This window comes from Shimia fortis (assembly GCF_040225985.1).
Taxonomy (GTDB): domain Bacteria; phylum Pseudomonadota; class Alphaproteobacteria; order Rhodobacterales; family Rhodobacteraceae; genus Shimia.
This window is the reverse complement of the sequence record NZ_JBBPEU010000001.1, coordinates 523,623-538,777: the sequence shown is the minus strand read 5'-3', so window position 1 is coordinate 538,777 and position 15,155 is coordinate 523,623. Positions and strand designations below refer to the sequence as shown.

At 59.1% G+C, this 15,155-nt stretch carries 15 protein-coding genes; 8 read left to right on the top strand and 7 right to left on the bottom strand.

What is annotated here, in order from left to right; genetic code table 11:
• Positions 1-75: 75 nt before the first annotated feature.
• The 3 genes from WNE31_RS02425 (at position 76) to WNE31_RS02415 (ending at position 3,824) form a co-directional block, all read left to right on the top strand.
• Entirely contained in the window at positions 76-1,572 is a 1,497-nt protein-coding gene (locus WNE31_RS02425) for a DUF2125 domain-containing protein (protein ID WP_349978019.1), read from the top strand.
• Between the two features lie 145 nt (positions 1,573-1,717).
• Positions 1,718-3,058 carry a TldD/PmbA family protein gene (locus WNE31_RS02420; RefSeq protein WP_349978018.1) on the top strand — a complete coding sequence of 447 codons (1,341 nt, stop codon included), beginning with the start codon at positions 1,718-1,720 and terminating at the stop codon, positions 3,056-3,058.
• A complete protein-coding gene (locus WNE31_RS02415; RefSeq protein WP_349978017.1) occupies positions 3,045-3,824 on the top strand; it encodes a 3'(2'),5'-bisphosphate nucleotidase CysQ in 780 nt (259 codons plus the stop codon). The genes WNE31_RS02420 and WNE31_RS02415 overlap by 14 nt, the downstream gene beginning before the upstream one ends.
• Before the next feature lie 16 nt (positions 3,825-3,840).
• On the opposite strand, the gene WNE31_RS02410 is transcribed toward WNE31_RS02415, so the two are convergent.
• Positions 3,841-4,581 carry a glutamine amidotransferase gene (locus tag WNE31_RS02410; protein ID WP_349978015.1) on the bottom strand — a complete coding sequence of 247 codons (741 nt, stop codon included), beginning with the start codon at positions 4,579-4,581 and terminating at the stop codon, positions 3,841-3,843.
• 256 nt (positions 4,582-4,837) lie between these two features.
• On the opposite strand from WNE31_RS02410, the gene WNE31_RS02405 reads away from it, so the two are divergent.
• Both WNE31_RS02405 and lpxK read left to right on the top strand, forming a co-directional pair.
• Entirely contained in the window at positions 4,838-6,055 is a 1,218-nt protein-coding gene (locus tag WNE31_RS02405; RefSeq protein WP_349978014.1) for a 3-deoxy-D-manno-octulosonic acid transferase, read from the top strand.
• Positions 6,055-7,062, top strand: a complete 1,008-nt coding sequence (gene lpxK, locus WNE31_RS02400) for a tetraacyldisaccharide 4'-kinase (RefSeq protein ID WP_349978012.1) — start codon at positions 6,055-6,057, stop codon at positions 7,060-7,062. The genes WNE31_RS02405 and lpxK overlap by 1 nt, the downstream gene beginning before the upstream one ends.
• A 21-nt stretch (positions 7,063-7,083) precedes the next feature.
• Here lpxK and WNE31_RS02395 read toward each other — a convergent pair whose 3' ends face one another.
• Positions 7,084-7,767, bottom strand: coding sequence for a DsbA family protein (locus tag WNE31_RS02395; RefSeq protein ID WP_349978010.1), 684 nt, complete (start codon positions 7,765-7,767; stop codon positions 7,084-7,086).
• Positions 7,768-7,780: 13 nt separating this feature from the next.
• A complete protein-coding gene (locus tag WNE31_RS02390) occupies positions 7,781-8,281 on the bottom strand; it encodes a DUF721 domain-containing protein (protein ID WP_349978008.1) in 501 nt (166 codons plus the stop codon).
• Positions 8,282-8,368: 87 nt separating this feature from the next.
• Between WNE31_RS02390 and mutY the strand changes: the two genes are divergently transcribed.
• Positions 8,369-9,421 carry an A/G-specific adenine glycosylase gene (gene mutY / locus WNE31_RS02385; protein ID WP_349978006.1) on the top strand — a complete coding sequence of 351 codons (1,053 nt, stop codon included), beginning with the start codon at positions 8,369-8,371 and terminating at the stop codon, positions 9,419-9,421.
• A gap of 81 nt (positions 9,422-9,502) precedes the next feature.
• Complete coding sequence (locus WNE31_RS02380; protein ID WP_349978005.1) at positions 9,503-10,636, top strand: alkane 1-monooxygenase; 1,134 nt, start codon at positions 9,503-9,505, stop codon at positions 10,634-10,636.
• Positions 10,637-10,639: 3 nt separating this feature from the next.
• Here the strand turns inward: WNE31_RS02380 and WNE31_RS02375 are convergent, their stop codons facing one another.
• Entirely contained in the window at positions 10,640-11,152 is a 513-nt protein-coding gene (locus WNE31_RS02375) for a sugar O-acetyltransferase (protein ID WP_349978004.1), read from the bottom strand.
• A gap of 226 nt (positions 11,153-11,378) precedes the next feature.
• Between WNE31_RS02375 and WNE31_RS02370 the strand changes: the two genes are divergently transcribed.
• On the top strand, positions 11,379-11,690 hold the full coding sequence (locus WNE31_RS02370; RefSeq protein WP_349978003.1) for a hypothetical protein: 312 nt from the start codon (positions 11,379-11,381) through the stop codon (positions 11,688-11,690).
• Between the two features lie 24 nt (positions 11,691-11,714).
• Here the strand turns inward: WNE31_RS02370 and WNE31_RS02365 are convergent, their stop codons facing one another.
• The 3 genes from WNE31_RS02365 to WNE31_RS02355 form a co-directional block, all read right to left on the bottom strand.
• Positions 11,715-13,115 carry an adenylate/guanylate cyclase domain-containing protein gene (locus tag WNE31_RS02365; RefSeq protein ID WP_349978001.1) on the bottom strand — a complete coding sequence of 467 codons (1,401 nt, stop codon included), beginning with the start codon at positions 13,113-13,115 and terminating at the stop codon, positions 11,715-11,717.
• A 199-nt stretch (positions 13,116-13,314) separates the two neighbouring features.
• Positions 13,315-14,430, bottom strand: a complete 1,116-nt coding sequence (locus tag WNE31_RS02360; protein ID WP_349977999.1) for a site-specific DNA-methyltransferase — start codon at positions 14,428-14,430, stop codon at positions 13,315-13,317.
• Between the two features lie 107 nt (positions 14,431-14,537).
• A complete protein-coding gene (locus WNE31_RS02355; protein ID WP_349978248.1) occupies positions 14,538-15,155 on the bottom strand; it encodes a ribonuclease HII in 618 nt (205 codons plus the stop codon).

Genomic DNA, 15,155 nt, shown 5'->3' with positions numbered 1-15,155 from the left:
TCCAGTACCTGCCCCCTTGACCCCACCGTCACAGAGTCGGAAGCTATGCACAACTTATTCAGGGAGTGGTTCCAAATGATTGAATGGAAACAAATTGCCGGCGCGGGTACGCTCGCGGTCCTCTTTTCTTCGACCGCGGCTTTCGCGGATGTCAGCCCGCAAGAGGTTTGGGACAACTGGCGCAACAGCATGACCAGCTTTGGCTACGAGGTCAGCGCCACCGAAAGCATGGATGGTGGCACCCTGACCGTAAGCGACATTGTGCTCGAGATGACCTTCCCCGAAGATGAAGGGGATGCACGCGTCGAGATGGGGTCTCTTGTCCTGCAGGATCAGGGCGACGGAACGGTCTCGATTGACCTGCCTGCCGAAATGCCGATCAACGTAAGCGCCAAGGCCGATGGTGAAACCGCCGATTTCCAGATCATGCTGAGCTATGCTGGCGCCTCGGTCATTGCGTCGGGCTCCACGGATGACCTGACCTACACCTACAGTATTGCCAAAACAGGCGCAGACCTGACCAGCGTTGTGGTCAACGACGAGCCGATTGAGGACGTAGACTTTACCCTTGCGCTGGACAACCTTCAGGGCGTGTCACAAATCACCTCGGGTGAGATGACGAAACTTGCCCAGAGAATGTCGGCCAGCACGCTGAGCTACCAAATGCGTGCCCAGGATCCTGAAGACGGCCGGTTTGCGATGGATGCAATGGTTCAAGACATCAACTTCCAGGGCGGTGGCAGCGTGCCCGAGGTGGATAACCCGGAAGATCCGGTGGCCCTGTTCAATGCCGGTTTTGCCTTTGACGGCACCTTCACGCAGGGACCTGCCACCATCAAAATCGAAGGCGCCGACCAAGACGGACCGTTCAACGCGGATCTTGCCTCGGCCACCAGCAATCTGGGTATCGCGATCGGGCCGGACGGGTTCGACTATTCCGGCAAGGCCAATGAGGTGACCGCCACCATCATTGGCGGCGGCGTGCCGATCCCGATCAGCGCGGAAATGGCCGAGGCTGCCTACGGGCTCAAGATGCCACTGCTGAAAGGGGACGGCCAACAGGATGTGGGTATGCAACTCACGCTGGGCGGCCTGACCGTGTCCGAAATGCTGTGGAGCATGATTGATCCGGGTCAGGTTTTGCCGCGCGATCCGGCAACCCTGTCCTTTGACCTTGCAGGCAAGGTTTCGTTGTTCACCGACCTGATTGACGAAGACGCCGCAAGCATGGAAGCCCCCGGCGAGTTGAACAGCCTGACACTCAACAGCATGCTTCTGGAAATTGCGGGCGCGCGTTTGTCGGGGGATGGCGCGTTCACCTTCGACAATACCGACATGGCCAGCTTTGATGGCATTCCGCGCCCCGAAGGCGCGCTCAATTTGAACCTGAAAGGCGCAAACGCCCTAATCGACAAACTGGTATCCATGGGGCTTTTGCCCGAGGATCAGGCGATGGCAGGCCGGATGATGATGGGCATGTTCGCAGTACCGGTTGGCGAGGACGAGTTGAAATCGACAATCGAGATCAACGCCGAGGGGCACGTTCTGGCAAACGGCCAGCGTATTCAGTAACCGGATGTTTCGAGACGGAAGGGCCGCTTTGCAGCAGCACGGCGGCCCTTTTGCGTACGAGACTTGCGCATAAGGGACGTGCGGTCTACCTCGGAACACGGGCCATGCATGCAAACCCACACTGCAACGGGGAACGGAAGTGAACATGAAACTGGATGATCTCACACATGCCATGCTGGACGCCGCCCGGAAGGCGGGCGCGGATGCCGCCGACGCCATGGCCATCCATGGCACCTCTGTGTCCATTGACGTAAGGGGCGGTGCACTAGAGCAGGCCGACCGGTCCGAAGGAATTGATCTAGGCCTGCGCGTCTTTGTCGGACAACGGCAGGCGAACGTGTCTGTTTCTGATTCTTCGCCGCAAACGTTGCAGACGATGGCGGAACGAGCCGTCGCCATGGCCAAGGAAGCGCCTGAAGATCCTTATATCGGGTTGGCCGAACCCGCGCAAATCGCAACAGAATGGGATTGGGGGGCGCTGGAACTGGCCGATCCCTCGGACGAGCCCGACCCCCAGATGCTTTTGCAGGACGCCGCCGAGGCCGAGGCCAGCGCACTGGCCGTGGAAGGCGTAACACAGGTCCAGACGGCTGTTGGGGGCTACAGTGCGACCCAAATACACTTGGCCGCAACAAATGGCTTTTCGGGGGGCTATTCCCGAACCGGGCGGGCCGTGTCCTGCGTCGCCATCGCCGGTGAAGGCGAGCAGATGGAGCGGGATTACGATGGCGATCATCGCATTTTCCAATCCGACCTGCGCGCCGCGACCGAGATCGGCACAACCGCCGGCATCCGCGCCGTGTCACGCTTGAATGCAATACAGCCGCCCACGGGGGCCTATCCCGTCCTGTTCGACGAACGGATTTCCTCGTCCCTGATCGGGCATTTGCTGGCGGCAGCGAACGGGGCCAGCATTGCGCGGGGCGCATCGTGGCTACGTGACTGTTTGGGTCAAGACGTGCTGCCCAAACACCTCAGCCTGATCGAAAACCCGCACCGCCCGCGTGTCGAGGCCAGCCGCCCGTTTGATGCCGAAGGCCTGCCCACCCGGCAGCGCGCGATTGTCGAAGATGGTATCCTTACGGGGTGGACGCTCGATCTTGCCAATGCCCGCAAGCTGAACATGGAATCTACGGGCAATGCGGCCCGCGGCGTGGCCTCGCCTCCGTCCCCGGCGACCTGGAATGTGGCACTGACACAGGGTTCCCAAACGCGGGCAGAGCTGTTGCGTGACATGGGCACCGGCCTGCTGGTCACGTCGATGATCGGCTCTACCATCAACCCGACGACAGGGGATTATTCGCGCGGCGCGGCTGGGTTCTGGGTGGAGAACGGGGAAATCAGCCATGCGGTCAATGAATGCACCATCGCCGGCAATCTGCGTGATATCCTGCGCAACCTAGTCCCCGCCAATGATGCGCGCCAACACCTGTCGCGCGTCGTGCCCTCGTTGCTTGTAGAAGGTCTCACACTTGCCGGAAACTGATCTGTCCCTGCTGATCGACGCCGCCAACGAGGCAGGGCGCATCGCGCAAAACTTTATCGGCCCCCAGGCCCGCGTTTGGGACAAACCCGGAGGGGCGGGTCCCGTAACCGAAGCCGACCTTGCCGTGAACGAGATGCTTGAGGACAAGCTGCGCAAGGCTCGGCCCGACTATGGGTGGTTGAGCGAAGAATCCCTCGACAGCACCGACAGGCAGGACACATCCCGCATTTTTATTGTGGATCCCATCGACGGCACCCGCAGCTTTATCGAAGGCTCCAAAAGCTGGGCGCACTCTCTGGCCATTGCGGAAAACGGACAGGTTATCGCGGCGGTGGTGTTCCTGCCGATGCGCGAAAAACTTTATCATGCCGAACGGGGCCAGGGAGCGTTTCTGAACGACACGCGGATTGCCCCGAGCACGCGCAGCGATCTGGCGGGTGCAACGCTTTTGGCCGCGCGCCCCGTAATGCAGGCGCATCATTGGCAAGCTGGCGCGCCGGATGTGCAGCGCAGCCACCGGCCCTCGCTCGCCTATCGTCTGGCGCTTGTAGCAGAAGGTCGTTATGACGCCATGCTCACGCTGCGTCCGACATGGGAATGGGACGTCGCGGCGGGTGATCTGATCCTGCGCGAGGCGGGTGCTGTCACCTCGGACCGATTTGGCAAGCCTTTGCGGTTCAACAACCCGGATCCACGACAGCCCGGCATGGTTGCGGCCGGTCCGGCGGTGCACCGCAAACTGACCCAATCCTTGGCCAAGTCCTGACGTCTCGCGGCAGGGCCTAACCGGCCGCGTAACGGTCTACGAAATTTCGCAAGACCTTCTCGGGCGCATGCACGTCCGCAGCACGACACATCTCGATCAGCTTGTCGGCATCCTCTGGCGGAAAATATCCGCGGTGCTTGTAGATATTGATCCGTACCTCAAACCCGTCGCTGTCCGCTTCGGGGTGGAACTGGGTTGCGTAGACATTTTGCCCGAACCGTATCATCTGGTAAGGGCAGGTCGGTGACGACACCAGATGCGTGCAACCTTCGGGCAAGCGCTGAACCGCCTCTTTGTGGCCGACAAATGCCAAAAACTGTTCCGGCAAACCTGCAAGGAGGGGATCGTTGCGCCCGTCCTCGGTCAGGGTGCAATCAGAGGTTCCGACGTCTTCGGAATATTGGTCCTTTGAAACTACCCGCCCCAAATGATGGCCCAGAATGCCAATGCCATAACAGCACCCCAGAAACGGAATGTCCCGTTCGGTGATATCCGGCATCAGCCCGAGAACCTGATGTTCGATGCGGGCTTCAATCTCGGTTTTCTTTTCGGGAGCATCGCTGACACATCCGGGCCCTCCCCCCACGATCACCCCTGAAAAAACATCCAGATCCAGATCAGCCGGCAAGGTTTCCTGATCCAGACGGATGCGCACCGTATCGCGTTCGGCAAGGCCGCTTTTGTTCAGGATGGCCTGGAATTCGTCGTCCGAAGCTTCGGTTTCGGGGCGCAGTTGCAGGATTAGAAACGGCTTCATCGGATTTGACCTTTCTCGTTCCTGCATCGACCTGCCGCATCCCTTTGCACAGGTCAAGCTTACAGGGCTCCCTGCGCATGTCGGAAATTGCCGCAGGCGCGGCCTTGCCACCCCGAACGCGACCACATAGGTTGCTGCCAGCCTTGAACCCATCCCTCGCGAGGTGCGGCCCACGTGCCGAAACGCGCAACAACAGACCCCGGGGAGCGCGATACCGGATCAAAAGGCCTGAGCAACACGGGAACAGTCATATCAAATGGCGCGCAACCTTGGACTTTCTGCCTATCTCGCCTTTTCCAGAAGAGAAGCATCCTGCCCGCCGGACACCAGCACCCCGAGGCCGCATGGCCGGCTCGTCTGGTTGCATTGCAGCGAGGCAGGTCGCGCGAACGCGCTAGCCCAGCTGGGGCTACGCCTGAGCGCACAGCGCGATGATCTGTCCCTCTTGCTGACCACGGCCCCCGGCCAACCCGCGCCACCGGAGCTGCCGACCGAGGTGATCTGGCAAGAGGCGCCGACCGAGCATCCGCATGATACACAGGCATTTCTGGATCATTGGCAACCGGACCTCTGTCTCTGGCTGGGGCCGTGGCTACGCCCGACTTTGATTCATACGGCCCACAAGTGTGGAATATCGCTTTTCCTTTTGGATGCAGACGAACCGGGGCTGGAACATGCGCGGTGGCGGATGTTTCTGGAACCAGTCAAAGGCACACTGGCCCTGTTCACCACGATCCTCGCGCGATCAGAAGCTGCAGCCATGAAAATTCGCCGCACCTTGGGGGAAAGCCGCACGGTGCGCCGCTCTGGAACCCTGCTGGAAGAGCACGCGGCCCTGCCCTGTAACAAGGATGATCTGGACGAATTACGGGATGCCCTGAAAGGCCGGCCTGTCTGGCTCGCCGCGCATCTTCACCCGAGTGAACTGCGGGCCGTTCTGAGCGCCCATCGCAATAACCTGCGCCTGTCGCATCGGTTGCTGCTTGTGATTGCACCGGACCAGGCAAAAGACGCGGTCGGTTTTGTCGAAGCCTGCCGCCGGGACGACTGGCGCATCGCCGAATGGGATGAGGGCGAATTTCCGGATAGCAACACGCAAATCCTGATAGGATCGGACCTGCGCGAACTCGGGCTTTGGTACCGGATAGCCCCAGTGACATTCATGGGGTGCTCGCTGAGCTCGGGGTTGGGGGGGCGCAATCCGTTTGAACCGGCAGCGCTTGGATCCGCTGTCATGTACGGCCCCAGCGTGAGACGGCATCTCGAAAGCTATTCGCGTCTCGTCGAAGGCGGGGCGGCAAGGATTGTCCGCGACGCCGACAGCCTTGGCTCGGCACTATCACAGCTTACCGCACCGGATCAGGCGGCCCAGATGGCCCATGCCGGCTGGCGAGTTGTCTCCGAGGGGGCGCAAGTGTCAGATCAGATCATCAGCCTCGCGCAGGATGCGCTGGAAATGAAGGAGGCAACGTGATGCGGGCACCACGTTTTTGGGATACGCCCCCCGACCGTCCTGACTGGCGTGCAAGGATGTTGGCCCCGCTGGGCGCGCTTTATGCCCGGGCCACGGCGCGCCGCCTCGCACACGGTCAGGACAGTGCCGCACGGTGCGATGTGCCGGTGATCTGTATTGGCAACCTGAACGCAGGGGGCGCCGGAAAGACACCCACCACGATTGCCCTGATGCAAAGGCTGCAGGCGCGCGGACTGACACCGCATGTGGTGTCGCGCGGCTATGGCGGATCCCTTGAGGGCCCCGTTCAGGTGAATGAACGGAGCCACAGCGCAGATCAGGTGGGCGACGAACCCCTGCTTTTGTCAGCCTTCGGTCCGGCATGGGTCGCCAAGGACCGCGCGGCAGGGGGGCAAGCCGCCGCCACAGCAGGTGCGGATGTGATCCTATTGGATGACGGGTTTCAAAATCCGAGTCTGCACAAAGATGCCTCGGTGATCGTCGTGGATGCCAACAAGGGCTTTGGCAACGGGCGCTGCCTGCCCGCTGGTCCCTTGAGAGAGCCGGTCGAGGTCGGGTTACGCCGCGCCGATCTTGTTCTGTCTATCGGTGACAACACCGCACAAGAGCGTTTCAGCGCCGCTTGGGCAGACCAGATTGTCCTGCCCCATGTGACGGGGCATCTCGCGGTTCTCGAAATGGGTATGGACTGGACCGACACACCGTTTCTGGCCTTTGCCGGCATTGGCCATCCCGAGAAGTTTTTTGCAACCTTGCGCGCGCAAGGGGCCACCCTGTTGCATGCCGAAGGGCTGGACGACCACCAACCGCTGACCCCGGCCCTTATGGCACGACTGGAGGCGGACGCGCGCCGCCTTGGGGCGCAGTTGGTGACAACCGAAAAAGACGCGGTACGTTTGCCCGCCGCGTTCCGGGCGCAGGTTCTGACCTTGCCGGTGCGTCTGGAAATCGGCGATTGGGGCCCGATCGACGCTCTTCTTGATAGGGTATTGACCGGGCGGACCTAACCCCGCCCGATCACACCGGCTTTATTGGGCCAGTTTTTCGTCAAGGATCTTCTTGAGATCGGCGTAAGACATGTTCGAATGCTTTTCGCCGTTGATGATCAATGCAGGCGTGCCCGAGATGTCGTGTTCTGCCACGTTCTTTTCATACCACGCGACAAGCTGCTTTGCCTTATCTTCGTCCTGCATACAGGCCTGCAGCGCCGCATCCTCAATGCCGGCGAGACGCCCGACCTTGCGCAATTCGCCCGCAATCGCCACCGGATCCCCCGCGCGGGTCCATTCGCTTTGACCCTTCATCAGCAGGTCGGTCATACCGAAAAACTTGTCCGGCCCCGCACAGCGCGCCACCATCGAGGCCCACAGGCCAAACCGGTCAAAATAGACATCCCGGAAGATGAACTTGACCTTTCCGGTCTCGATGTAGTCTGCCTTGAGCGGCTTCAGCACGTTCTCGTGGAAGGTCGCGCAGTGCGGACAGGTGAACGAGGCATATTCGATCACGGTCACCGGCGCATCGTTCGAGCCCATGACCATTTCAATGACACCCGAAGTATCGGTTGCAGCGGCAGAGTCACCCCCCGATGCAGAAACCCGTTCAATCTGTGTCTGCTGGGCGTTGGCCTGACCGTTCGATTGAGTCAACCAGTAACCCGCCCCAGCGGCAACGATCACGGCAACGATCAAGATTGGAATGATGCGATTCATCGCGGAACCTTTCCTAGAGTTTTGTCTTTTTCAAGAAATTGCGCGACAGGCGTTCAAGGGCCGCGCGCAATTCGGAATCCTGCGCCTGCTCTGCCAGCTTGGCAGCCTCGGCGCGTAATTCCGGTGTTTCGGTCTTGGGTGCGGGCTTTGACTTGTGCGCGAAAACCGCTTGCCCCTCGGCAAAACCTGTCGCCGCAGTCTGGGTGATCCGCAGCCGTTCAATGGCGTTGTAGCCATAGACCTGATTAACCCGCGCGCGCAACTGATCCTTTTGCATCTCGAGCATGGGCGCCTGCGCGCCGGTGGTCAGCACCGTTAGTGTCGCGCCGAGGCCCTGCCGTCCATACTTGACCTCGACCGGCTTGCACACTGCGGCCATGTCTTCGCCGACGATCTCTGCCCAATGGGTCAAGACACGCGTGGCGGCGAAACCACGGGTTTCGCCGGTTTCGCGAATCTGTTCCCGCAACAAGGAAGATGTGCGGGCAAAGCCTTTGGTAGTAGAGCGGCGCATCTGGTGTCTTGCATCCTTCGGTTCGGCGCTATTTTAGTAGCCGCGTGGCAAGGTGCCAGCGAAACCGGACAATTCGGAGAATAAAACTTGCGTGAACATCCCTCTCCCGAGGTTTTGCTGGAATGGTACGACCGGCATGCACGAAAGATGCCGTGGCGCGTTGCCCCGTCGGATCGCCAGCAAGGGGTCTGCCCGGATCCCTACAGGGTGTGGCTGTCCGAAATCATGTTGCAACAGACCACTGTCGCGGCGGTGAAGGACTATTTCGAACGCTTCACGGCACGCTGGCCCACGGTGCAAGATCTTGCTTCGGCCAAAGACGAAGATGTAATGGCCGAATGGGCCGGCCTTGGGTACTACGCGCGTGCGCGCAACCTGCTGAAATGTGCGCGGGTCGTAGCGGATGATCTGGATGGGGTGTTTCCTGACACGGTCGAGGGATTGCGCGCCCTGCCCGGAGTAGGCCCCTACACGGCGGGGGCCGTGGCGGCGATTGCCTTTGACCGGCAAGCCGTGGTGGTGGATGGCAATGTCGAACGCGTCATGGCGCGGCTTTACAACGTGCATACCCCCCTGCCCGCCGCCAAACCTGAGCTGACATCACTGGCGGAAGGGTTGACGCCAGCCTTGCGCCCCGGAGATTACGCGCAAGCTGTCATGGATCTTGGCGCGACAATCTGCACCCCGCGCAATCCTGCCTGTGGTATCTGCCCCTGGCGTCCGGCCTGCGATGCGCGTATCGCCGGAACAGCCGGCGAATTACCACAGAAGACCCCGAGAAAGCCGAAGCCCATCCGCTTTGGCACGGTCTATATCGCGCGGCGGGTAGATGGCGCGGTGTTGCTCGAGAGGCGGCCCGACAAAGGGTTGTTGGGGGGTATGCTGGGTTGGCCCGGGTCAGAATGGGTTGAAGGCGAAACGCCCCGGCACAAGACCCCGATACGCGCCGAATGGACCACCCTCAACGGCGAGGCACGGCACACTTTCACCCATTTTCATCTGCGCCTGACGGTGAAAACGGCTTTGGTTCCAATGGAACGCAAGGCCGATATCGGGGACTTCGTGTCGCTGGACACATTCAGACCCTCTGACCTGCCAACCGTGATGCGCAAGGCGTTTGATCTTTATCACAACACCTGAACGCAGGCAGGCAAATCGCGATTGCAGTTGCCTGCGCGGCAACCCATTATGCGGGTGCGCGCCCAGCTCTGGAGAGTGACCATGATCCCGTCTTCACAAGTTGCCAAACTGCAAAGCGCTCTGCCCTTTTGGCTCTCGCTGTTCCTGATTCCGCTGATCTGGATCGTCGCGGGGCTTGGCGGCTGGTGGGTTTTGCTTGTTCCTGCAGCCACTTGGTATTTGTTTTCGGCGCTGGATGCCGCGCTTGGCCTTAATCTCGAAAATGCCGAGCTCGAAACACCAGAAGAAGATCTTTACTGGTACCGGCTGGTGACAATGATCTGGCCTTTCCTCCAGTTCGCGACACTGTTCGGAATGATTTGGTTTGTTACGCACACTGATCACCTTTCGGTTGCAGCCAAGATCGGGCTTTTCTTTGGAATGGGCGTTGTCACGGGCACAATCGGGATCAACTATTCACACGAGTTGATGCACCAGAAAAACAAGACAGAACGCTGGCTGGCGGATTTCCTGTTGGCGATGGTGTTGTATTCACATTTTCGGACCGAACACCTGCACGGCCACCATGTCTATGTCGGCACTCCCCGCGATCCGGTCACCGCACGCTATAATGAAGGCTTCCACCGCTATTTTCCGCGCGTGCTTTGGCAGGTTCCGGTTTCGGCCTTCCGACTTGAAAAGCAAAGACTCTCCCGCAAAGGGTTGCCCTGGACCGATCTCTCAAATCCGTTCTTTCGCTACTGGGCGTTACAGGCGGGGATGCTGGGGCTAGCGTTCCTGATCGGGGGGTGGCAGGGTCTGTTGCTGTTCCTTTGGCAGGCCTATATCGCGATCTGGCAACTCGAACTGGTGAACTATGTCGAACATTACGGCCTGACCCGCAAACACCTGGGCGAAGCGAAGTACGAACATGTCAAACCACATCATTCGTGGAACGCCGCGCACAAGGCGTCGAACTGGCTGTTGATCAATCTGCAACGCCATTCGGACCACCATTATAAACCTGACCGGCGCTTTCCGCTGTTGCAAAACTATACTGAGGCCGATGCGCCGCAGCTTCCATTCGGGTACCCGATCATGACCATGGCGGCAATGATCCCGCCGGTTTGGAAACGGGTGATGAATCCGCGTGTGCGCAAATGGCGCCAGATGTATTATCCCGAGATCACCAACTGGCAGGCCTATAACAAGGCCAAAACCCCGATGCCTCGATAACGGCTACAAAGGTCGCACGACCCTACAGGGGTTTCCTGCTGCGAACACATCGCCGGGGACACTGCGCGTGACAACCGACCCCGCGCCAATGGTGGAGTTATCGCCAATGCATACACCCGGCAGGATGATCGCGCCCCCACCGATCCAGACGTTGCGGCCAATAGTGATCGGGGCAGCCGTTGTATGATAGGCTGGCACGCCTTCGCGTTCGAATATCCGCTTTCGGGCATTGACCGGATGTGCCGTGGCATAGATTTGTACCGCCGGCCCGATCAATGTGCCCGCCCCGATCGTGATCGACTCTCCGTCCAGAAAGACGCAGTTGAAGTTTACGAATACCCCTGCACCCAAATGGATGTTTGCCCCACCGTCACAATAAAAGGGGGGCTCGATCCAAGCACCGTCTTCGCAACGGCCCAGCAGACTGTCCAGAAGCCCGCGCCTTGCGGCAGTTTCAGGTGAGGCGGTCGTATTGTAGCGCATCAAGAGGTCTCGGGTGCGGTGATGGCGCGCCATGCTCTCGAGGCTTCTGGTATCAAATGGCTTTTTGGATCCGGACACTACACGCTCTCGCATTTTTTTGTCGCAGCTTACCAAGATCGCGTGACCGTTACGTGACACACCAATAGGCATTGCCCCAAAAACAAGCGCCTTCATGGAAAAACCCGGTGCCTGCCCAATTTCGGCCACAGAAAATAGAGTATCTGACGCTAATTAAAGTCAATCGTCGGAGTATTTAGTTGTGACGGCTCGATCCATTTTTTCAGGCCTAGTTCTCCTCACCTTTTTGATGCCGCAACAGGCCTTTGCCCTTGGTTTAGGCATGGTGCGCGTTCCCGATTATGTAAAAGTTCCGATTTTCGTTGCGTTGGTCGCCATGATTATGAGCCTGGCCACCTTGCGGATGCTTCTGCCGCGCGGCCAAAGATACAGCGAAATTGCCGAAGAGGAAAAATCCACGGCCATTGCCATGGCGGCCTATCTGACCCTTGTCTCAACAATCGTTTTGGTGGCGCTGCTGATCGTTGGAATCGGCCTCAACAGCTACACCTAACCTACCACCACACTGAGGCGCAGCTCAGGAGGATGGGTTTTGCTCTACCGGGCGCTCAAACGCCCACACCGTAAGCTTCTGTTCAACGCCGCGGATATCCTGTTTTTCAAAGCGGCGCAGACCGGCAAGGCATGCGTGACCGCCTTCTTTCAGAACCTCCTCACGCATACCATCGCTGATCACCAAGCGCGCATTAAGACCGCGGGTCAGTGCTTCGAGGCGAGAGGCCACATTCACGGTGTTGCCCACGACCGCAAATTCAAGGCGGTTGGCCCCGATATCCGCGAGAACCGCGGGCCCGTAATGCGCGCCGAACCCGACACGCAGCGGCGGCAGGCCACGCCTGATCCGGTTGTCGTTCCAAGTGTCCAGAGCGTCCATCATCGCATGTACGCAATTCAGGGCGTTGATCGCATCCTGCTGGGTCGGCTCGGGCGTGCCGAAGGTCGCCATCAACCCGTCGCCCAGATATTTGTCGAGCGTCCCGTGATGGGCAAACACCGCGGTCTCCATCAAACCGTGAAATTCGCGCAGCGTTTCGATCACCTCTTCCGGGCTACGACTGGCCGCGAACTCTGTAAAGTGCACGATATCCACGAAAAGCACGGCGATGTTGTGGTTGCGGATTTGTTTCAGGGGTTCGTCGTTCTTTGACAACTCTTCGACCACATTGGGCGAAAAGTACCGCGACAGGTTCGTGCGCTCGCGCTCTAACGCGGCGTTCGAGCGTAGCAAACGGTTGAACCGGCGCACCGACACCGCCAGGGTTACCGCGACAAGCAGGAACACCACGACTTCCTGAATGCGTAGCCGGAAATGGAACTGGGTCGGATCCATGAAATACGCGAGGTCACCCTCCGGGAACGCGGCTTTCGCGGCTTCGCTGAGAGCTGGCATTGGGTCGGCAAACCACCAGCCCACCAAGAGGGCGATGGTCCACATACCCGCCGTCCAGGTTCCAATCGCAATCACGGTGCGCCAGGAATAGGCCAGCGTTCCGGCCGCCAGCAATATGAAGAAATATTTGAAATTGCCGAACTGGTACTGCATCGCCTGTGGCCATGTGTGTTCGCTGAGCGGGTTGGGGATCACCATGCCAAGCGTCATGACAAGCAGATCCAGAAACAACAACGTCAGCTCGGCCCGCGACAGGCCGACCTTGCCAATGCGCAGCATCAACCAACCATTGAAGGCAATGATCGCAACAATGAATTCATAGAACAGAACCTCGGGCCACGGCACAACGAACAACAGCAGCACACTGACCACGCCCATCGCCACCCAGCGCGCCCGCACGGCAAGATATAGCCCTTCGCGCTTGTGACGCTCGAGAACCTGCTCGGTATACTCATACTCGGGCGCCCCTTTCTGGGGCAGCTCATAGGTCTGGTCTTCGAAAAAGGACGAAATGGAACGCCGCGCCATGGGAAATGCCTTTGATAGCTTGAAGCACAAGATAAACGCTGCGCCGCTCGTTTGAAATAGCGCGTCGTCACGAAACCGTCACACGGGATTGATGCCCCCAGAATACCAAAAAACCCCGCCGTTAACCGGCGGGGCAAGTCATGGTGCCGTGTGTAAGTCAGGCCACAGGCACCGGCGGTATTCTTGGGTTTACGAGGTATTAGTTCGGGCGCTCCGCCATCTCGGCCCGGATCTGCTGGCGCAACAGGTCGATCGGGGCCTTCTTGCCATCACGCTGATAGGACCAATAGGTCCAGCCATTGCAGCTGGGCGCGCCTTCAAGATGGGCGCCGACCTGATGGATCGATCCCTTGACATCATCTCCGATCAGAGTGCCATCGGCACGGACCTTGGCCTTGTGACGCCCGTTCATTGAATAGAGGTTCTCACCCGGGCGCAACATGCCGCGTTCGACAAGTTGACCGAACGGCACGCGCGGTTCGGCGCGTTTGCTGGTGGACACCTGCAAGGCTTCGCGGTCGAACTTTCGGATTTTCTCAAGCCGTTTCGTGGCTACCTTGCGGTACGCTTCTTCACGCTCGATCCCGATGAAGTCGCGGCCCAGCATCTTGGCCACGGCGCCGGTCGTACCGGTGCCGAAGAACGGATCAAGGACCACATCACCCGGGTTGGTCGACCCAACCAGCACACGATGCAGCAGGGATTCAGGTTTCTGCGTCGGATGCGCCTTTTCGCCGTTTTCATCTTTCAGGCGTTCATGCCCGGTACAGATCGGCAGAACCCAATCCGAGCGCATCTGGATACCTTCATTCAGCGCTTTGAGCGCCTCGTAATTGAAAGTGTACTTCGCGCCTTCCTCTTTCGAGGCCCAGATCATGGTCTCGTGCGCGTTGGTGAACCGTTTGCCACGGAAGTTCGGCATCGGGTTCGACTTGCGCCACACCACGTCGTTCAGAATCCAGAAGCCCTGGTTCTGCAACTCGGCCCCCAGGCGGAAGATGTTGTGGTAAGAGCCGATCACCCAGATCGCCCCGTTCGGCTTTAGCAGACGGCGGGCCGCCTTAAGCCATTCACGGGTGAACTTGTCATAGGCGGCGAAGCTTGAAAACTGGTCCCACTCGTCATCGACCGCATCCACCTTGGAGTTATCGGGACGATGCAGATCCCCCTTCAACTGAAGGTTATAGGGCGGATCTGCAAAGATCAGATCAACCGAGTTTTCCGGGAGACTGTTCATCACTTCGATACAGTCACCATCAAGAATCGTGTTTAGAGGGAGCGCAGTTGCGCTCTTGCTTTTGGTCATAGTCTTCATTCTCTGCCTCAATAAACCGGCGCTGTTTTTGTGCGCTCTTGGTTGAGACAAAGATGATTCAAACCTGATTCGGGGTCAATTTCTTTTTTGAATCAGTCACTTACATTTTACTCTTGATACAAGATATTGTGGACAGGCTTGAAGGAACGTCTATGGTGTGGGGTCACCCCAAGATTTCGAAGCGCCTCTCTGTGGCTTTTTGACGGATAGCCCGCGTTTGTTTCCCATCCGTAACCGGGAAACTGTTGCGCCAAATCCCACATGATCCGGTCACGACATATTTTCGCCACAATTGAAGCCGCTGAAATCGAAAGAGATTTTGCATCCCCTTTGACCACGGCCTCGGTCGATCCGGTCAGTCCACGCGGAATCATGTTACCATCAATCAACAAGTGATCCGGCGCTGCTTTCAAACCGGCAACCGCGCGCTCCATGGCCAAGTGGCTGGCCCGCAGGATATTGAGCGTGTCAATCTCTTCCACGCTGGCATGGGCAATCGACACGTCCGCAACCGCGAGAATCACATCAAAAAGAGCTTCCCGCCTCTTCACGGTCAGCTTCTTTGAATCGTTCAGCCCCTCGGGGATATTTGCCGGGTCTAAAACAACTGCTGCCGCCGTTACGGGGCCTGCAAGGGGGCCGCGCCCCACTTCGTCCACACCTGCAACACGGGTAGCGCCCCGGGTCAGCGCAGCTTGTTCATAGGAAAAATCAGGTCCAGTCAT